Here is an 18597-nt window from a genome sequence, read left to right as displayed (position 1 = left end):
GAATAAGCGATCAAAGTTAATGCAATTGGGTGATCAAAGCTGGAGAGAATATGCACATAGAGCAAATAGCGTTTTGAAAGGGATGAGTTTAAGCCAAGGCGAGAATTCAGAAATTCAAGAATTTATCGGTATATTTAAGGCAAATGGGTTCTCAAAACACACACAAGTAAATGATTATATAACTAGCAATAACTTGTGGGGAAACTACCCGATAATTCGATCACTTAACGATCATGGCGAATACAAAGAAATCGAAGGTATTGAGCCTCAGTATTTTGAAGTTGTTTGCCGTATTTTAAATATATCCAGTGAAGGTGGAAGAAGCTTAGACAACTTCAAAAAGTACTAATTTAGAACACACCTAACACGATTTAAGAGGGGTTCGGCACGCATGGCATTTTTACTATGCGTCGGTTTTAATGATTAAGAGGTATGTGACAGCATCAGTATTGTGTGCCTTACACCTTAATTGAGCGTTGCTATCAATGTCCGCTTATGGCACAGACTGTGTGAAAACTAATTTTTAATAAATTGTCTTGGGTATGTTCTTAGTTTGAAACCATTTAAGATGGTTGCGATCGATTTTTTCTCAGTATCGCAATTTTCTCCGCGCGAGCGAAACTGCTATGGCAACGCTACTCTAATTGCTTTACTTAGGCCGTTAACTCCCATAATTGTTATCATTCTTCTGAAGTTGTAAGCTAGGACATGAAGACTTATTTCTGTCCCCACGCTTTTTAAACCTCGTGTTAGTAAGTGGGTAGCTCCCATCCAGAGTTTAATTGTGCCAAAGGGGTGCTCAACAGTTTGCTTGCGATGAAGCATCAATTCAGGTTCATTCTTTAGCTTTTGAAGCATTTCTTCTGTCAGAATCTCATGCACCCACCGCCTTATTCGCCTAGGGTCTTTTTTAGAGTTAGTGCACTGACTTCTTATTTTACAATCTCGACAAGCAATGTGATTGAAGTAAACATCAAGGTATTTACCTTGCTCAAATACCTGCATTCGATTTTGAAGTTCATTACCAGCGGGGCATAAGTAAATATCTTTATTTGCATCGTATTTGAAGAGTGAGCGGTTAAATATCCCTTTCTTTTCAGAGGACGATGTATCCGTCTTGGGCATGATTGGCTCTGCACCCAAATCGATAGTATCTTTTATATCGGGCTGACTGAAGTAACCTTTATCTGCTAATACCCTTATATCTTCCTTGCGCAATGCTTTTTGTGCGAGTTTTGTCATTGACGCAAGCTGGCCTCTATCTGGCACGTTGGTCACCTCATGCGTCACTATAAGGTGGTGCTTGGTATCAACCGCACTTTGCACGTTATAACTCACAACTCTTGTAAAACCTTGAGTTTTCATTAAACGTGAATCAGGATCAGTAGTGGATATTTGCTTGTCAGGATGAGCTTCAACTTGTTCTTTAATCTCGTGTAGTTTTTTTAACTGGCTGCGAAAGTCAGCTAGCCTATCTTTTGTGGCTTTAATTTTTGTGACGTTAGCTTGCTCTTTATCGGCTTCATCAAGTAATTCAAGGTAACGTTCAATGTTCTTTTCGACTCGGTCGATGTGGAATTTAACTTTGCTTGGCGTAAAATTATTGCCTTTGTTGTTGCTAGCTTTAAACTTACTACCATCGATGGCAACAACTGGTTTCTCAAACATATTCAGACGACGGCAGACTTCAACAAACGTTTTGCACACATTTTTTATACCATCTCCGTTGTCTTTTCTAAAATCAGCAATCGTTTTAAAGTCGGGTGCCAACTTACCAAGTAGCCACATCAGTTCAATATTGCGTTGGCATTCGGTTTCTAATCGGCGGGATGATTGAATACGGTTGAGGTAACCATAAAGATACAGTTTTAATAATGTGGCTGGATGATACTTAGGGCGGCCTGTGGACTTTAAAGTTAACCCTTTAAACTCCAATTCAGCTAGATTTAGTTCCTCAATGAAAACATCAATCACTCTGACCGTATTATCTTCACTGACGTAGTCTTCCAACGATTCTGGAAATAACGTTGATTGGTCACGACTTTCACCGCTTATAAACTTTGACATACTGCCTCAACCCTCAACTGAATCAATAGTCTAATTATATAAATATCAGTATATTAAGTGAACTAAATGTATAGATTAATAGATCATAAGCAGAACATACTTAGACCAAAAGGTGATCAGAGTTTTCACACAGTCTGTGCCAAAAGCGGACACTTCTAGTCAATGGTGAGCAACGAATTTATAGCTTGCACAAATATCAGATGTACCTAAAAGTATTTGTAAGTTTAATTAAAGCAATATAGCTGACGAATCCCCACGAATGGCGTAGATAAAACAAATAGTTAGAGGCGAAGGGAACATTCATGGCAGTTCCCGATCTGATCTTTCGCCAAAAACACCTAACCATGAATGCTGCCATGAATGTAAAAACAATGCTCGCCGATTTCCTCTCATTTGTCACCCCCAAATGTATGCACAAAGCCCGATTTTTAGCTGTGGGGGCGGCAGTACAAAGCTTGATGCAGAATGGCCAATGCACGGTAACGGCTATCGGCCGTAATTTTGACAGTGAAACGTCATAAAAACACGGCATCAAACGAGCTGACCGTTTGCTAAGAAATGAAGCGCTTCAAGCAGAGGCGCCGCTTATTTATGGCGAAATGACCCGCTTGCTACGTCAGGGCAAACAGCCGCTGATTTTAGTGGACTGGAGCAATGCCGACACCGAAAAGCGCCATTTTATCCTGCGTGCCAGCCTGGCGCTGGAAGGTCGCCCACTGACGTTACATCAAGTTGTTGTGCCGATGGACGAGTATACGTGCCCACACGTACACAGGGCGTTTTTATACCGGTTAAAGCAGGTACTGCCGGCAGACTTTAAGCCGGTGATTATTACCGATGCGGGTTTTAAAGTGCCGTGGTTTAAGCAAATACGTAAGCTCGGCTGGCATTACATTGCCAGAGTTCGTGGCAACCAGACACTGCAACTACCCGGCCAGGATGCCTATATCACGGTTGCCAAAGCCTACAAAAAAGCACGCCCTACGCCCCAAGTCTTGGGTGAGGTTAAGCTGACCAAAGCCCAGCAATATCGCACTCAAGCCGTGCTGGTGGGCACCGGTTGGAAGCTGCGAAAATCCGACAAACACAAGCAATATAAAGAGCCGTGGTTGTTGGTCTCATCCTTGCCCAATTGCTTCGATTACGCGACGAAGATTGCCAAATGCTACGGCAAACGCATGCAAATAGAAGAGAGCTTCCGCGACCAGAAAAGCCAGACCTATGGCTTAGGTAGCGAAGCCCACCGTACTTATAAACGCGAACGATTGGAAGTGCTGTTGCTATTGGCGGCACTGGCAAATTGGTTGCATTACATGATAGGGCTGGCGGCAGAGCTGGCCGGGAAGCACTTGCAGTTTCAGGCTAACAGCATCAAACATCGGCGAGTACTCTCATTTAACTACCTGGGAATGCGATTATCAAAGGCCGCCCAGCTGGGCTTAACTGAAGAAGAGATACAAGCGGCAAGACGGCAAGACGGCAAGTCACGCTCTGGGCCGCAGAGTTTGACTGGGGTGTCATCAAACTGGAAAAGAGCTGATACTATGGTCAAATTCGAGGGGATCCCTCAGCAAATATTCATAAATGTTTATACAGCATCAATTGACTTAGTCAAAAATTTGCATTAGTATTAGAGATGTATATTTGTAAGAGAATTTTATGTCTAAAGCATTTTCAAAAGTCTTAGTAATGACGCTTATGCTGGTTGCCTTTGTAGGGCAAGCATTTGCGTATTCTGCTATGCCTTGCGAAATGTCATCAGGTTCTCACGAATCACACATGAACATGGATCATGGTGATATGAATAAAAGCAGTAATGGTCAATCAGAAGATTGTTGTGACGTTGAATGTATTTGTCCTGCAAATGCTTGCTCATCTACGACAGTCCTAAATTCCAGTATTGATTCGACAGATATTCAAATATTCAGTGAATCTGTAGCTGCTCTGCAATCTAAACAACCTCATTCAATTTCCACTTCCCTTTATCGTCCACCAATTTTTGCCTAATACAGGATTAGTGCGTCCAAATTTCTCGCACATGTAATTAATTTTTCTGTTAGTCAATATAGCGTCGTAGCGCTATAGATATTTTCCAGCGATGTCTGGGGGCAAAAATGATCAATAAGTATTTAAAAATAGCAGTAGTAATGCTGCTTTCACCTGCGTTTGCAAACGCCAACGAACATAACCATGCACACAATAACGACGTAACACCTTTGGAGTTAATCGTTTATAAAACCCCTACTTGTGGGTGTTGTAAAAAATGGATAACTCATATTGAAGACAAAGGGATCGTTGCGCATTCCAAAGATTTCCGAAACATCGGCAACATCAAAACTAAGTATGGTATCAAACCTAATTACCGTTCATGCCACACGGCAGTGAGTAGAAATGGATTTGCCTTTGAAGGTCATATACCTGCTAAATTTATTCAGCAGTTCTTATCAGAAGAACATCCCAATGCGATTGGGCTTTCAGTTCCAGCAATGCCAGTTGGCTCTCCCGGTATGGAAGTCGATGACCGCTTTATGCCATACAACGTGTTAATTCTATTTAAAGATGGAACGAGCAAAGTCTATGCAAAAGTTAAGACATACGAGGAGCAATTCTAATGAAATTGAACTCTTCAAACCTTACTTCACTTTCAACTGCATTAATACTCGGCTTATCTGTATTCTCAGCTCAAGCTGAGAAAGTAGTGTCGCTTGAACAAGCTATCACCTTAGCTCAGCAAAATGATCCTTGGCTTCATGGTAGCCGATTGAAACAAAGTGCAGTTGAAAATAGAAGTATTGCTTCAGGTACTTTGCCTGATCCGAAAGTATCGCTAGGGATAATGAATTTACCAACAGATACTTGGGATTTAGATCAGGAAGGAATGACTCAGCTAAAGGTTGGCGTCTCTCAAATGTTTCCGAGAGGCGACAGTCTAGAGATCAAGAAAGACCAGTTACAAATTGAGTCCACGAAATTTCCACTGTTACGAGAGGATCGTAAAGCTAAGTTGAAAAGCCAAGTGTCACAACTTTGGTTAGATGCTTACTTAGCCCAACAAACTATTAAATTGATTGAAGATGATTGGTCTCTCTTTGAGCAGATGGCGGAAGTGGCTAAAGCTAGCTATTCAAACGTTGTTGGTAAAACTAGACAGCAAGATGTTATTCGTGCTCAGTTGGAAATCGTGCAGTTAGATGACAGATTAACTTCGCAAAAGCAGAAACTAGAAACGACAATCGCTCGTCTCAATGAGTGGCTTCATATTTACGATGCGGATCGTTTGAATGAATCATTCAACTTTGACGCGCAACCATTAGAGTTTAGCGTCTCAAAAGAATTGCCTTCGATTCAATTGAATAATCCAACAGTCCTAAAAGCATCTAATTACTCAAGAAATCTATTGGCTCAGGAGCTTTCGAATCACCCAGCCATACTTGCGATTGATATAAAACGCAAAGCTTCAGAAAAAGGAATTGAGTTAGCCAAACAGCAATATGAGCCGCAATGGGGTGTTAATGCTAGTTATGCTTATCGCGACAATATGCCCTCTGGTGATAGCCGAGCTGATTTATTTTCTGTTGGGGTAACGTTTGATTTACCCTTGTTTACCGAGAACAGACAAGATAAGCAAGTTGCAGCTTCTATTGCAGATTCAGAGACTATTAAAACCGAGAAACTATTACTGACAAAGCAAATGATCAGTGTTTTAGAAAAAGAACTAAGACAGCTTAAACGCTTATCAGATAGACAATCTATCTATCAAGAACAACTCCTTAAACAAACTCATGACCAAGCAGAAGCGTCATTGACAGCCTACACAAATGATGATGGCGATTTTGCCGAAGTTGTTCGAGCAAGAATTGCCGAATTAAATACCAGAATATCAGCTTTAAGAATTGATGTTGACGCACTTAAAACAGTTGCTCGTATCAACTATTTCTTTGCACATTCTCAATCTAACTCAAATGCTGAACATAAGTCGATGCAAACTTCACACAAAACTAATCAGCACTTATCCAGTCAGCAATTTGGAGAAAAATAATGTCAACGAATACAAAAACAATTATTGCCATCATCATTGGGGCAGCACTTGGTGCTGGAGCATTGAGTTTATATCAAGGTACTGGCTCAAACAGTAATAGTAATGAAGCAACATCAGGAGAAAAAAAGCCTCTGTATTGGGTTGCACCGATGGATTCTAATTACCGCCGGGACAAGCCCGGTAAGTCGCCTATGGGGATGGATCTAATTCCAGTGTATGAGGAAGGATCATCTGGTGATGACTTTGGCCCCGGAGCAGTAAAAATTGCGCCTCATGTAGTGAATAACCTTGGGGTTCGCACTGCACCTGTTGAACTGAAAAATATGCATACTGAAATCTCAACGGTAGGTTATGTTCAATATGATGAAGATAAGCTAATTCATATCCACCCACGGGTTGATGGCTGGATTGATAAACTTTACATCAAAGCAGCAGGTAACCCTGTAGAGAAAGGGCAGCCTCTTTATACACTATATTCTCCTCAGTTAGTTAATGCTCAGGAAGAGCTGTTAATAGCGTTAAAGCGCAACAATAGTTCTTTAATTTCAGCAGCCAAAGATCGCCTAAAAGCGTTACAGCTTTCAGCAGACTTTGTTCAAAAGCTAGAAAAGACACGAAAGGTTCAGCAAACAATTACCTTTTATTCACCACAAGCAGGTGTTGTCGATGGTTTGAAGGTTAGAGAAGGTTTTTATGTAAAGCCGGGAAACACCTTATTAAGCATTGGCCAGCTAGATCAAGTTTGGGTTGAAGCAGAAGTGTTTGAACGTGACGCAGCCTTAATTAAAAAAGGACTTCCTGTATCAATGACACTGGATTATTTACCCGGTGAGGACTGGGCTGGTGTCGTTGATTATGTTTATCCAACATTGAACAGTAAAACACGCACACTCCGAGTGAGATTGAAATTTGATAACACAGACTATCAATTAAAACCAAATATGTTTGCACAAGTCTCTATTCACGCTAATCAAGCTGATAGCACCATCCTCGTGCCTAAAGAAGCCGTTATTAGAACAGGTAAACAGGACAGAGTAGTACTTGCGTTAGGTGATGGGCAATTTAAATCTATTGAAGTGACTATTGGCCGGGTTGATATCGACAGCATCGAAATATTAGACGGCTTAAATGAAGATGACGTTGTGGTGACATCTGCCCAATTCTTGATTGATTCTGAATCAAGTAAAAGCTCTGACTTTAAACGAATGACTCATGATGAAGTGCCTAACTCTGTTTGGATGCAAGGGGATGTTAATAGTGTTATGGCAGGGCACCGCATGGTTAATATTTCACATGGCCCTGCTGAAGCTTGGGATTGGCCTGAAATGGTTATGGATTTTACTGTGGCTGAAAAAGTCGATATTGACTCATTAAAGTCAGGTCAATCTTTGCACTTTGAAGTGAGCAAAACCGAAGAGGGTGGATATGAAGTTACTGGAATTCATATCATGAGTGAGCCTGCTGATATGAGTGAAGAAGTATCATCAGCAACAGTATCAGGTTTAATTAATGCGATTGATATTGATACACGGATTCTAAATATTAGCCGAGGCCCAATAGAGAAGTGGGATAGACCTGCTGCGACGATGGATTTTATCGTCGCGGACAATATAGAAATAGTTGATTTCAATGTTGGTGATAATGTCACTTTCACTTTTGAGGTTAGGGATGACTTAGTTATCACTGACATTTCTCTTGAATCAGATGAACAACACGGCAAGGAAAATAAGCCGGTCGTTGATCACTCGAATCATTAAGTTGGGAGAAAAATAATGATTGAATCAATTATTAGATGGTCAATTGGCAATCGCTTCTTTGTTATCTTAGCTACCTTAATTTTGATTGGTGGTGGGCTATTTTCAATAAAGAATACGCCTGTTGATGCACTACCAGATTTATCTGACGTTCAAGTAATAATTAAAACGAATTACCCCGGTCAGGCACCGCAAGTTGTTCAAGATCAGGTTACTTATCCACTGACAACTGCAATGTTGTCTGTTCCCGGCGCTGTTACTGTTCGTGGCTATTCATTTTTTGGTGACTCATTTGTTTACGTCATCTTTGACGAAGACACTGACTTATATTGGGCAAGGAGCAGAGTACTTGAATATTTAAGTCAAGTAGCCCCTTCACTACCCGCTAGTGCGCGTCCACAACTAGGGCCAGATGCGACAGGTGTTGGCTGGGTTTACCTATATTCTCTTGTAGATAAAACGGGCAACTTGGATATTAGCCAATTGCGTAGTATTCAAGATTGGTTCTTAAAATATGAATTGCAAACTGTCCCCGGAGTGTCAGAGGTTGCTGCCGTTGGTGGAATGGTTAAACAATATCAAATACAAGTCGATCCCGATAAGTTAAGAGCCTACGGTATACCACTTAGTCACATTCAAATGGCCCTTAAGCGTGGTAACCAAGAAACAGGTGCCTCTGTTGTTGAAATGGCTGAAGCAGAGTACATGGTTACCGCTACTGGCTATATCAAAAGTATTTCAGATATAGAGTTGATCCCTCTCGGTGTGAACGAACAAGGAACGCCGCTTACTATTGGCGATGTGGCAGAAGTTAACTTAGGTCCACAAATGAGACGGGGCATCGCGGAACTTAATGGTGAAGGAGAAGTTGTTGGTGGTGTGGTTGTTATGCGCTTTGGTGAAAACGCACAAAAAACCATTGATGGAGTAAAAGCCAAATTAGAAGAGTTAAAAAAAGGTTTACCCGAAGGAGTTGAAATAGTTACGGTTTATGATCGCTCTGGCTTAATAGGAGAGGCGGTAGAAAACCTATGGAGTAAATTGCTCGAAGAGCTTGCTGTCGTCGCGATTGTATGTGTTGCATTTCTGTTTCATTTGCGATCTTCGATTGTTGCAGTTGTCACTCTACCTATTGGCATCTTAGCTTCATTTATCATCATGCATATGCAAGGTATCAATGCGAATATTATGTCATTAGGTGGTATCGCTATTGCAATTGGTGCGATGACAGATGGCGCAATAGTGATGATTGAAAATATGCATAAACATATGGAAAAGACACCGCTAACAGATGAAAATCGTTGGCAAATAGTCTCAAAGGCGGCAAGTGAAGTCGGTCCTGCATTATTCTTTAGTTTGCTCATCATTACAGTCTCATTCTTGCCTGTATTTATTTTGGAAGCGCAAGAAGGAAGAATGTTCTCTCCTCTTGCTTACACAAAAACATATGCAATGGCTGCATCAGCAGGCTTAGCGATAACATTGGTGCCTGTATTAATGGGGTACTTTATTCGAGGCAAAATTGTTTCAGAAAAGAAAAATCCGTTAAACCGATTGCTAATTGCTATTTACATGCCTGTTTTAAAGCAAGTAATGAAGTTTCCAAAATCGACAATTGTAGCAGCAATATTAGTGACTATCGTCGGTTTTTGGCCTGTTGATAAGATTGGTAGCGAGTTTATTCCTCCTCTAGATGAAGGAGATTTAATGTACATGCCGACTACATATCCGGGGATCTCTATTGGTAAGGCAAGAGAAATTCTACAGCAGACAGACAAGCTAATTAAAACAGTGCCAGAAGTTGAAACAGTATTTGGTAAAGTAGGAAGAGCTGAAACTGCAACTGATCCCGCGCCTCTAACTATGATTGAGACCTTCATTCAGTTGAAGCCTCAAGAAGAGTGGCGTGAGGGAGTTACAACAGAATCTTTAAAAGCTGAGTTTGATAAGTTGGTTAAGTTTCCGGGCTTGACGAATGCTTGGGTTATGCCAATCAAAACTCGTATTGATATGTTGGCAACAGGTATTAAAACGCCTGTGGGTATTAAAGTCGCCGGACCAGAGCTTGATGTGATTCAGGAAATCGGCCAACAAATAGAGCAAATTTTACCCGAAGTTACAGGCACAGCATCAGTTTACTCAGAGCGAGTTGCAGGTGGACGATATATCAAGGTTGATATTTCACGCGATAAGGCAAGTCGCTTTGGGTTAAACATCGAAGATGTTCAACAAGTGGTTTCTACAGCTATTGGTGGTATGAACGTTACCCAAACGGTAGAAGGTCAAGAGCGTTACCCTGTTAACTTACGCTATCCGCAAGACTATCGAGACTCTCCTGAGCAGCTATCACGATTACCTGTTGTAACACCAAGTGGTCAACGCATTGCACTAGGTGATGTCGCAGATATTCGAGTTGAGAACGGTCCGCCGGGGATTAAGAGTGAAAATGCTCGTTTAAATGGCTGGACGTTTATCGATATAGACGGTGTTGACGTAGGTACTTATGTTGAAAGTGCAAAAATACACTTGGCTAATAATCTAAAACTACCAGCAGGTTATTCAATTACTTGGGCTGGGCAATACGAATATATGGAAAGAGCGAAAGAAAAGCTCACCTATGTATTGCCTTTAACACTCGCCATTATTGTTATTCTACTTTACTTAAACTTCAGAGCGTTTAGTGAGGTGGCTATCATTATCGTTACCTTGCCGATGGCGATGATTGGTGGCTTATGGTTGATGTATCTGGAAGGGTTTAACTTCTCTGTGGCTGTTGGCGTGGGCTTTATTGCTCTAGCTGGGGTAGCGGTTGAGATTGGTGTGATAATGTTGGTCTATCTCAATCAGGCACTTGCTGAGCTTAAGGAAAAAGCGAAAGAGCGAGCAGAACTCATCTCAGAAGATGAATATCAAGATGCCTTATTGCACGGTGCTGGATTACGTGTTCGTCCTGTAATGATGACAGTAGCGACAATCATTATCGGCCTAATGCCTATTTTATATGGTACAGGAACAGGCTCTGAGGTAATGAGTCGTATTGCTGCACCAATGGTAGGTGGGATGACAAGTGCAGTCCTGCTAACTCTAATTGTTTTACCCGCGATTTATTCAATCGTTAAAAAGCCCGAAGTAAACGCCTTTAACAAGGAACTTTCTAACTCGGAGCTAAAAAACAATGCTTAGAAAAGCTAGGAAGTACCATAAATGGCTAATGGCATTTGTAGGGATACAATTCCTTTTCTGGTCGATTACTGGTGTGTATATGGTGACTATGGATATTCACTATATACACGGCGAAACCTTGGCTAAGAGTGAGGAAGCCAAAATAGATTTAGCAAGTATGGATTACTCCATTGTAAAGCTAGCTGCGGATTATCCTAAAGCTAGCCAAGTTACACTTACTCAAAGTATGGGCCGTCCTTTGTATTCTTTTATTAATGGAGAAAATGGAAAAGTAGCAATAGATGCTAAAACTGGAGCTGTTCAGGCCCTTGTAGATGAAACCAAGGCTAAAGAAATCGCACAATACCATTATGTGCTGAATCATCAAATCGACAGCATAAGGTTGATTAAGTCAGCGACAAACTTGCCTGCTGAGTTGTCCCCAAGGCATTTACCTGTTTGGAGAGTGACGTTTGAGCAATTCTCCACACCGACATTTTATATAAGTCAACAAACAGGATCACTTGTTGCCAAGCGTCATGATTACTGGCGATTGTTTGATTGGATGTGGCGGTTCCACATTATGGATTACTATGATGGAGAAAACGTATCTAACTGGTTTTTGTTCTTGGTCGCAACTCTAGGTCTAATGGGAGCAATTACTGGCGCAGTATTGACTTATTACCGAGTGCTTTCCCCAAATAAAAAGAGAGTCATTTGATGCGACTATTTAAGTTAAATACAACGATACACAAGTGGCTTTCTTTATTTGTTGGTTTACAACTGCTTATTTGGTTGGGAACGGGCCTTTACTTCAATTTGATGGATCACAGTAAAGCCAGTGGTAATGAACTTAGAGTTCATTCTCATCATGAAGGTAGCATTACAGGCTTTGACCTATTCCCTATTAAAGACATTACTAGTAATGCTCCGCAGGAAGTAAACCTTATATGGGTTTTACATCAGCCTTACTATCATTTTGTGTTCGATAAGGGGCAGCATAGCTATCAAGAACGCCACTCAAAGCTATTTGATGCTGTAACAGGAAAGCCATTTAATTTGTCTGAAGAACAAGTACTAACTTTGGCAAAAAACTCCTACTCAGGACAGGGTAAGTTAACTACTCCAGTGTTATCTCAACCTCCGTTTTCTGATCACGTAAGGCAGCAAAATCCTATGTGGCAAGTTGCCGTTGAGGATGAGAACAATACAACTATTTATTTAGATAGTATTACAGGTCAAGTACTTCGCCATGCCAATGATGATTTCAGATTGAAAGATCTGATGATGAAGCTTCACTTTATGGACTATGGCAATTCTGGAGGATTTAACCATTGGTTGATCATTGCATTTGCTTTTGCAACGCTATTCCTTTCAATTACTGGTGTTACTTGGCTGATACAACAGTATCGAAGTGGTTTACTGAAGCTAGGTTGGGGCACTAACAGGCAAAAAGTGGCAGTGACGTTTTCCAATGAAAATACTATTACTGACATCTCAGCAGTTGGTCGCTCAACTGTACTAGAAGGGCTAGCTAGTTCACATGTATACCTTCCTTCAGGTTGCGGTGGTGGCGGTACTTGTGGCAAATGCGTGTTCTTAAGTTCAACTAAATTACCTATCACACTATCTGAACAGGAACATTTATCTCAGGAGCAACTTAAGGAAGGTTATCGGCTTGGATGTCAGCATAGGTTCTCTGAAATTAGTTCGATTGAAGTTAATACTGATCGCAATATTGAAAATCATGAGCTAGTTGTGGTTGCGACTAATTTCATTACTCCTTTTATCAAGGAAGTGAAATTTAAGCTGAAATCAGGCAAACAGTTGGCATTTAAAGCTGGTGCATATATGCAATTTCATGTGCCAGCAGGGATGAATAGCTTACGTCCAGATGATATGCCAGAGTGCTATGAAAAATACTGGGATAGCTACTATCATGGAAAATTTTCTCATAACGGTGTAACTCGCCACTACTCATTAGTTAACTTTGACGAGGAGTCTGATGAGTTAATGTTTAATATCCGTTGGCAGACCGCAAAGAATGGTTTTAAAGCAGGAATAGGTTCAAGTTATTTAGGTTCACTCCAAGTAGGTGAAACGATAACTGCAAAAGGCCCTTTTTCTGATTTTTATGCCACTTCAAATAAAAAAGTTAGTCGCGTGTTTATAGGTGCGGGTTCAGGACTTGCACCACTAAGGTCTATTATTTTTGAACAGTTGAAAAAGCATAAAGATAAAAGTGGCTTGACTCTTATCTATGGTGCGCGAACTGAAGATGACTTGCTATACCATAATGAATTGAAGTCACTGAGTGAGAAGCATAAAAACTTCTCTTATATTCCTACTCTTTCTAATCCTTCAGAAGAATGGCAAGGGCACTCAGGCTATGTTCAAAAAGTACTTCTGCCGTATATGAACCAAAAATCAGAACTGCTTTTGGCTGAGTTTTACTTGTGCGGTCCAGAAGCAATGATGAGTGAAGTGGAAAAAATAATTACAGATGCTGGGATTCCAAGTAATCAAATTTTCAAAGATAAATTTAGTCGTTAATCCATTAAATAAATAGAGGTATATATGAAAACATTAATTAAATTTTTAACCGTAATCAGTGTCGTTTTTAGTAGTGCGGTATTTGCGCATGTGCATCTTGAAAAAAGTGTGCCTGCTGATAATGCAATGCTAATGAATCCTCCAGAAGAGTTAACTTTGGTGTTCACCAAAGAGGTACGGGTTGTAAAAGTTTCATTGGCCAATAAACAAGGCGAAGAATTTAAATTTGGATTCGAGCCTTCTAAAGTCGCTACTAGCAAATTTACATGGAAACTACCTAAATTAGCTCCTGCAAACTATGCTGTGGATGTAACCTTCTTAGGTAACGATGGTCATAAAATGAAACATAGCTTCGGCTTTATGGTTCACTAAAATAGGCGGTGTGATTGATATGGAAATGTATATCTGGAATACAGTCATTGTACTGTCAAAAATTGTATTTTACGTCGGCTTTGCCTGTATTGCTGGTTATACATTTTTCAGGCAAATATTTGAGAATAATGAATCTCATACTAATGCTGTAATAGCGAATTTAACGTGGACAAGAACTTATATAGTTATGGCTTTGATCGCTAATATTACTTGGTTCTTTGCCAGTACTGGTGCAATGGCAGAAGAGGGAATTCAGGGGGCGATAGACGCTGATATATTGGCTATTATGTGGGACTCCTCTGTCGGCACTGGAGCTTTGCTTCGAGCGCTTGGGCTAGTTACCGCAATAATCGCTTTAGCTTTAAGGTTCAAACTCGCTGTGAACTCGTACTTAAAACAAAGCGCTTTAATGTTGAGTTTATTAATCCTTGCATACTCATTCACGTTACTGGGTCATATTTCTGAGTTAGGCACAATTGAAAAAGGCTTGCTTATTTTGCATGTGCTCGTTATGGCATGGTGGTTTGGGGCGTTATTGCCACTAAAACAGGCTTGCCATCAGCTAAGTTATGCAGAACTTCATTTGCTGATGGAAAGCTTTGGCAAACAAGCAAGTTTTACATTGAGCCTATTGTTGGTAGCAGGCCTCTGGCTCGTGATTCAATTGGTCGGAAGTCTTGATGCACTAATAAGCTCAAGTTACGGACAAACACTGTTGTTTAAATTGGCCCTTGTAGTGTCTATTTTGGCACTTGCTGCTAAACATAAACTAATACTCGTTCCACAACTTAAAAATAGTCAAGGCAGAGAGGCTTTATCTAAATCTATCTCGATAGAAATGGTAGTAGCTTTTGCCATTTTATCTGTAACGGCTGGGCTTACTAGTGTTGTTGGCCCTGCAAATTAAAACCTAAAAGAGAAAATGAAAATGAAAACAATAAATATCCTACTCGTTTTATTAATGACGTTTAGTTTCGCAGCAAACGCTCATGGTGATAAGAATAAAGACAAAGGATTGTTTAAAGGTGTAGATACACCAGCCGCAAAAGTTGTTTTGGCATTTCATCAAGCACTTGAAACTGGCAATCAAAAACAGGCTAGAGCGCAGTTAGCGGATGATGTCACCATTTTCGAGGGAGGCCGCGTTGAAAGGAGCGCTGATGAATATGCTCATCATCATATGTTGTCGGATATGAAGTATTTAGCAGCGATGAAGAGCGACACACTTGAACATCAAGTGACGATACTTGGAAATACAGCTATCTCTGCCTCGCGCAGTCAAACTACAGGTACCCATAAAGGTGTTGAACGCGATTATCAAGGCATGGAAACGATGGTGCTGGAAAAACAAAATGGTGAATGGAAGATTAAGCACATTCATTGGTCACATTAATTTATTGGTCAAACAACGGAGAGTAAAATGAGAAACAACAATCCATTACATCAAGTTTCTACGCCACGTAGACGCTTTGTACAAGGATTAGCTGCTGGCGGTATATTAGCTGCTTTTCCAAGCATTCTTCATGCTGCTTCATCTTTAGTGGCTGGAACAATAACAGGTACTGTGCCCGAACTAAGTGGAGAAATAATAGATCTGGTGATAGATGAGTCACCCGTAAACTTCACAGGTGTTGTAAGAATGGCTACAACAATCAATGGCTCAATACCAGCTCCTACCTTGCGCCTCAGAGAAGGTGATGACGTTACTATCAGGGTAACTAATAAATTATCAGTGCCGAGTTCAATTCATTGGCATGGGATCATTCTTCCGTATCAAATGGATGGCGTACCGGGTATTAGCTTTAAAGGTATAATGCCGGGTGAAACCTTTGTTTATAAATTTAAGCTGCAACAAAGCGGCACATATTGGTATCACTCACACAGTGGCTTTCAAGAAATGACAGGTATGTACGGCGCATTAATTATTGAGCCAAGAGAAAAGGATATTATTAGTGCTGACAATGAGCATGTTATCCAATTGTCTGATTGGACTGATGATGACCCAATGGATTTGTTTCGCAAGTTAAAAGTACAAAGCGATGTATTTAACTTTAATCAACCTACTGTTCCAGAGTTTTTTGATGACATTTCAAATAGCAGCGTTTCAAATGCGCTACAACGCCGGGAAATGTGGAATAAAATGAGAATGAACCCTACAGATCTTGCAGACTTATCAGCATCTGCAATGACTTTTTTAATGAATGGTTGTGCGCCTTTGACAAACTGGCGTGGAATGTTTAAAGCTGGCGAAAAGGTTAGGCTTAGATTTATTAACGGTTCTAGCAATACGTTTTTTGATGTAAGAATACCTGAGCTGAAGTTAACAGTTGTACAAGCTGATGGACAAAATGTTGAACCTGTGACAGTAGATGAATTTAGATTTGGTCCCGGTGAAACTTATGATGTACTTGTCGAGCCAAAAAATGATGCATATACGATTTTTGCACAAAGCATGGATCGCTCAGGTTATGCTAAAGGTACTTTATCAATGGCACCTAATATTGATGCACCAGTACCTGCTCTAGATCCCGTTGAATGGTTAACGATGACAGATATGATGGGGAATATGGCCCAAGGTGGTGAGCATTCCGCGATGGCAGGTATGGCAGACATGTCGGGCATGAATTCTAATAAAATGGATCATAGTGCAATGGGTCATGGAGCGATGGCAATGGATCATAGTAAACATGGAATGACTAAAAACCCATTAGCTGTTGCTAGCACTAAAGTGCGTCATGCAAAAACAGAGTATGGAGCTTCTGTTGATATGCGTGTTGATATGCCTAGAACAAACCTTGATGATCCCGGTATAGGTTTACGTAAAAATGGACGCCGTGTTTTAACACTTGCAGATTTACATTCTCTTGAGGGAATTACAAACCAGCAAGAGCCAGAGGCTGAAATTGAATTACATTTAACTGGAAACATGGAGCGTTATAGCTGGTCATTTGATGGCTTGGAATTTGGAAAAAGCACGCCAGTTCACATGAAGCATAATCAACGTTTAAGAGTTATTTTACAAAACGATACAATGATGACACATCCCATGCACCTGCATGGTATGTGGAGCGATTTGGAGAATGAAAAAGGTGATGTACAGGTTCGTCGCCATACTATCCCTGTACAACCAGCGCAAAGAATTAGTTTTTTAACAACACCTCATGACGTAGGTCGCTGGGCATGGCATTGCCATTTATTATTCCACATGGATGCAGGTATGTTTAGAGAGGTAGTTGTATCATGAAAAAATTAATACTAACCAATACCTTAAGACTATTATTAATAGGTTTGCCCCTTATAAGTGTATCTGTATCTGCAAAAGATGAGATGACTGAGATGGGTGATTCTAAAATGCAAGCACAAGGTGGAGATGCACCTAAAGATGCTAGAGACCCCCATGCTTATGCAGCAGGTACAACTTTGACTGAAGGTCCTTATGCACTCAGTAGCGACAAACGACTGACTTTGGCAGATGAGCATTCATTTTACGCGCTACTAGGGGATCGTCTTGAATATAATGAGCAAACAAACGCAGGTGTTTTTGACTTTCAGGCATGGTATGGCACTACTTTTGACAGGTTAGTCATAAAAACCGAGGGTGATTTTAGCAAAGGAAATCTAGAGGAGAACCAAACAGATATTTTATGGGGCCATGCTGTTTCAACATATTGGGATACACAAGCAGGGATTCGGTTTGATTACAATAAAGACGGTGAAAACCGACAGTGGCTAGCTTTTGGCCTTAGGGGGCTTGCTCCATATTGGTTTGATCTCGACATGACTGGCTACTTGGGCGAAAAAGGCAATACAGCACTATCGCTTAGAGCGGAATATGAGCTATTACTCACACAAAAGTTAATTGTTCAACCACGTGCAGAGTTAACGCTTTACGGTAAGGACGACGTCCAAAATAACCTTGGTAGTGGTTTATCGAGCAGTACTATTGGTTTTCGGGTTCGTTATGAGTTTACCCGCCAGTTTGCTCCCTATGTTGGCGTTGAGTGGACAAATAAATTTGGTAATACAGCCGACTTTGCGAAGTTAAATGGGCAAAGTACGCGTGATACTGCTTTTGTTGCAGGTATCAAGTTCTGGCTCTGATGTGAAGAAATACTATATTGACTTGATGAGAGCTACCGCAACTATATTGATGGTAGCTTTCGTTTTTTGGGATTTAAACCATTTTAGTTATGTTAGGAAAGGCCTAGCTAATAGTTTTTTTGGAAAGAACTAAGAGCAGTAATAGTAAGCTACTTCTTATTTTCAGTCGGTGCCAGTCTGGTGTATACCTATCAAGGTGGAATATCAGCTAAGAAGTAAAGTTGGCGAATGGTTAAGGTTAAAGAGTCAAGGCAAAAAACATCGCCATTGAAAGACGTACAATAGGCCATTTTATCACTTTTGATGAACGGGAATTGGATGTGCCCGGGATAGAACCGATTGTTGCAAAGTACTGCGCTTAAAGCTGAACAATTGGAAAAATGATCCCTTACTCAATACCTAGTTATGAGCGTAGGGTTTTTATTTTTTTTAATGGTGCTCATGCTTGGCTTCAATCTCATGAGTATAAATTAGACACCCCTTTATACTTGTGAAGTTTAAGCTGTTTAAAAAAGTAAAAAGTAAAAAGTAAAAAGTAAAAAGTAAAAA

General features: G+C 40.6%; 14 protein-coding genes and 1 pseudogene. 14 read left to right on the top strand and 1 reads right to left on the bottom strand.

Annotated features, from left to right (window positions below):
* The coding region (locus tag QMA00_RS14445) for a hypothetical protein (RefSeq protein ID WP_290157785.1) at positions 1-349 on the top strand (349 nt) is incomplete at its 5' end.
* A gap of 275 nt (positions 350-624) precedes the next feature.
* Here QMA00_RS14445 and QMA00_RS14440 read toward each other — a convergent pair.
* Positions 625-2067 carry an IS1182 family transposase gene (locus QMA00_RS14440; protein WP_290157783.1) on the bottom strand — a complete coding sequence of 481 codons (1443 nt, stop codon included), beginning with the start codon at positions 2065-2067 and terminating at the stop codon, positions 625-627.
* Between the two features lie 356 nt (positions 2068-2423).
* On the opposite strand from QMA00_RS14440, the pseudogene QMA00_RS14435 reads away from it, so the two are divergent.
* From QMA00_RS14435 to QMA00_RS14375, 13 genes and pseudogenes are all read left to right on the top strand, one after another.
* A pseudogene (locus QMA00_RS14435) lies at positions 2424-3607 on the top strand (IS4 family transposase).
* Between the two features lie 119 nt (positions 3608-3726).
* Entirely contained in the window at positions 3727-4074 is a 348-nt protein-coding gene (locus tag QMA00_RS14430; RefSeq protein ID WP_076923064.1) for a hypothetical protein, read from the top strand.
* 107 nt (positions 4075-4181) lie between these two features.
* Positions 4182-4679, top strand: coding sequence for a DUF411 domain-containing protein (locus tag QMA00_RS14425; RefSeq protein WP_004589252.1), 498 nt, complete (start codon positions 4182-4184; stop codon positions 4677-4679).
* Positions 4679-6106: a TolC family protein gene (locus QMA00_RS14420; protein ID WP_004589253.1), complete on the top strand. Its 1428-nt coding sequence runs from the start codon at positions 4679-4681 to the stop codon at positions 6104-6106. The genes QMA00_RS14425 and QMA00_RS14420 overlap by 1 nt, the downstream gene beginning before the upstream one ends.
* Entirely contained in the window at positions 6106-7863 is a 1758-nt protein-coding gene (locus QMA00_RS14415) for an efflux RND transporter periplasmic adaptor subunit (RefSeq protein ID WP_076923063.1), read from the top strand. The genes QMA00_RS14420 and QMA00_RS14415 overlap by 1 nt, the downstream gene beginning before the upstream one ends.
* Positions 7864-7878: 15 nt before the next feature.
* Positions 7879-11043, top strand: a complete 3165-nt coding sequence (locus QMA00_RS14410) for an efflux RND transporter permease subunit (RefSeq protein ID WP_076923062.1) — start codon at positions 7879-7881, stop codon at positions 11041-11043.
* Positions 11036-11743: a hypothetical protein gene (locus tag QMA00_RS14405; protein ID WP_008109638.1), complete on the top strand. Its 708-nt coding sequence runs from the start codon at positions 11036-11038 to the stop codon at positions 11741-11743. The genes QMA00_RS14410 and QMA00_RS14405 overlap by 8 nt, the downstream gene beginning before the upstream one ends.
* Positions 11743-13575: a 2Fe-2S iron-sulfur cluster-binding protein gene (locus QMA00_RS14400; protein ID WP_138611622.1), complete on the top strand. Its 1833-nt coding sequence runs from the start codon at positions 11743-11745 to the stop codon at positions 13573-13575. The genes QMA00_RS14405 and QMA00_RS14400 overlap by 1 nt, the downstream gene beginning before the upstream one ends.
* A 24-nt stretch (positions 13576-13599) precedes the next feature.
* A complete protein-coding gene (locus QMA00_RS14395) occupies positions 13600-13947 on the top strand; it encodes a copper resistance CopC family protein (RefSeq protein ID WP_004589258.1) in 348 nt (115 codons plus the stop codon).
* Between the two features lie 19 nt (positions 13948-13966).
* On the top strand, positions 13967-14854 hold the full coding sequence (locus QMA00_RS14390; protein WP_024596191.1) for a CopD family protein: 888 nt from the start codon (positions 13967-13969) through the stop codon (positions 14852-14854).
* A gap of 15 nt (positions 14855-14869) precedes the next feature.
* The gene (locus tag QMA00_RS14385) at positions 14870-15340 is read left to right on the top strand and encodes a nuclear transport factor 2 family protein (protein WP_076923061.1); all 471 of its coding nucleotides are present in this window, start codon (positions 14870-14872) and stop codon (positions 15338-15340) included.
* A gap of 27 nt (positions 15341-15367) precedes the next feature.
* Positions 15368-17191, top strand: a complete 1824-nt coding sequence (locus tag QMA00_RS14380) for a copper resistance system multicopper oxidase (protein ID WP_076923060.1) — start codon at positions 15368-15370, stop codon at positions 17189-17191.
* Positions 17188-18048: a copper resistance protein B gene (locus QMA00_RS14375; RefSeq protein WP_016899204.1), complete on the top strand. Its 861-nt coding sequence runs from the start codon at positions 17188-17190 to the stop codon at positions 18046-18048. The genes QMA00_RS14380 and QMA00_RS14375 overlap by 4 nt, the downstream gene beginning before the upstream one ends.
* Positions 18049-18597: the final 549 nt, after the last annotated feature.

The sequence above is a fragment of the Pseudoalteromonas sp. APC 3694 genome, from assembly GCF_030407565.1.
Classification (GTDB): domain Bacteria; phylum Pseudomonadota; class Gammaproteobacteria; order Enterobacterales; family Alteromonadaceae; genus Pseudoalteromonas; species Pseudoalteromonas tetraodonis.
This window is presented reverse-complemented; position numbering and strand designations above follow the sequence as displayed.

Coding starts and splice junctions, on each gene's coding strand:
- QMA00_RS14440 (WP_290157783.1), bottom strand. CDS start 2,067: ATGTCAAAGTTTATAAGCGGTGAAAGTCGTGACCAATCAACGTTATTT.
- QMA00_RS14390 (WP_024596191.1), top strand. CDS start 13,967: ATGGAAATGTATATCTGGAATACAGTCATTGTACTGTCAAAAATTGTA.
- QMA00_RS14425 (WP_004589252.1), top strand. CDS start 4,182: ATGATCAATAAGTATTTAAAAATAGCAGTAGTAATGCTGCTTTCACCT.
- QMA00_RS14400 (WP_138611622.1), top strand. CDS start 11,743: ATGCGACTATTTAAGTTAAATACAACGATACACAAGTGGCTTTCTTTA.
- QMA00_RS14430 (WP_076923064.1), top strand. CDS start 3,727: ATGTCTAAAGCATTTTCAAAAGTCTTAGTAATGACGCTTATGCTGGTT.
- QMA00_RS14385 (WP_076923061.1), top strand. CDS start 14,870: ATGAAAATGAAAACAATAAATATCCTACTCGTTTTATTAATGACGTTT.
- QMA00_RS14405 (WP_008109638.1), top strand. CDS start 11,036: ATGCTTAGAAAAGCTAGGAAGTACCATAAATGGCTAATGGCATTTGTA.
- QMA00_RS14375 (WP_016899204.1), top strand. CDS start 17,188: ATGAAAAAATTAATACTAACCAATACCTTAAGACTATTATTAATAGGT.
- QMA00_RS14420 (WP_004589253.1), top strand. CDS start 4,679: ATGAAATTGAACTCTTCAAACCTTACTTCACTTTCAACTGCATTAATA.
- QMA00_RS14380 (WP_076923060.1), top strand. CDS start 15,368: ATGAGAAACAACAATCCATTACATCAAGTTTCTACGCCACGTAGACGC.
- QMA00_RS14410 (WP_076923062.1), top strand. CDS start 7,879: ATGATTGAATCAATTATTAGATGGTCAATTGGCAATCGCTTCTTTGTT.
- QMA00_RS14415 (WP_076923063.1), top strand. CDS start 6,106: ATGTCAACGAATACAAAAACAATTATTGCCATCATCATTGGGGCAGCA.
- QMA00_RS14395 (WP_004589258.1), top strand. CDS start 13,600: ATGAAAACATTAATTAAATTTTTAACCGTAATCAGTGTCGTTTTTAGT.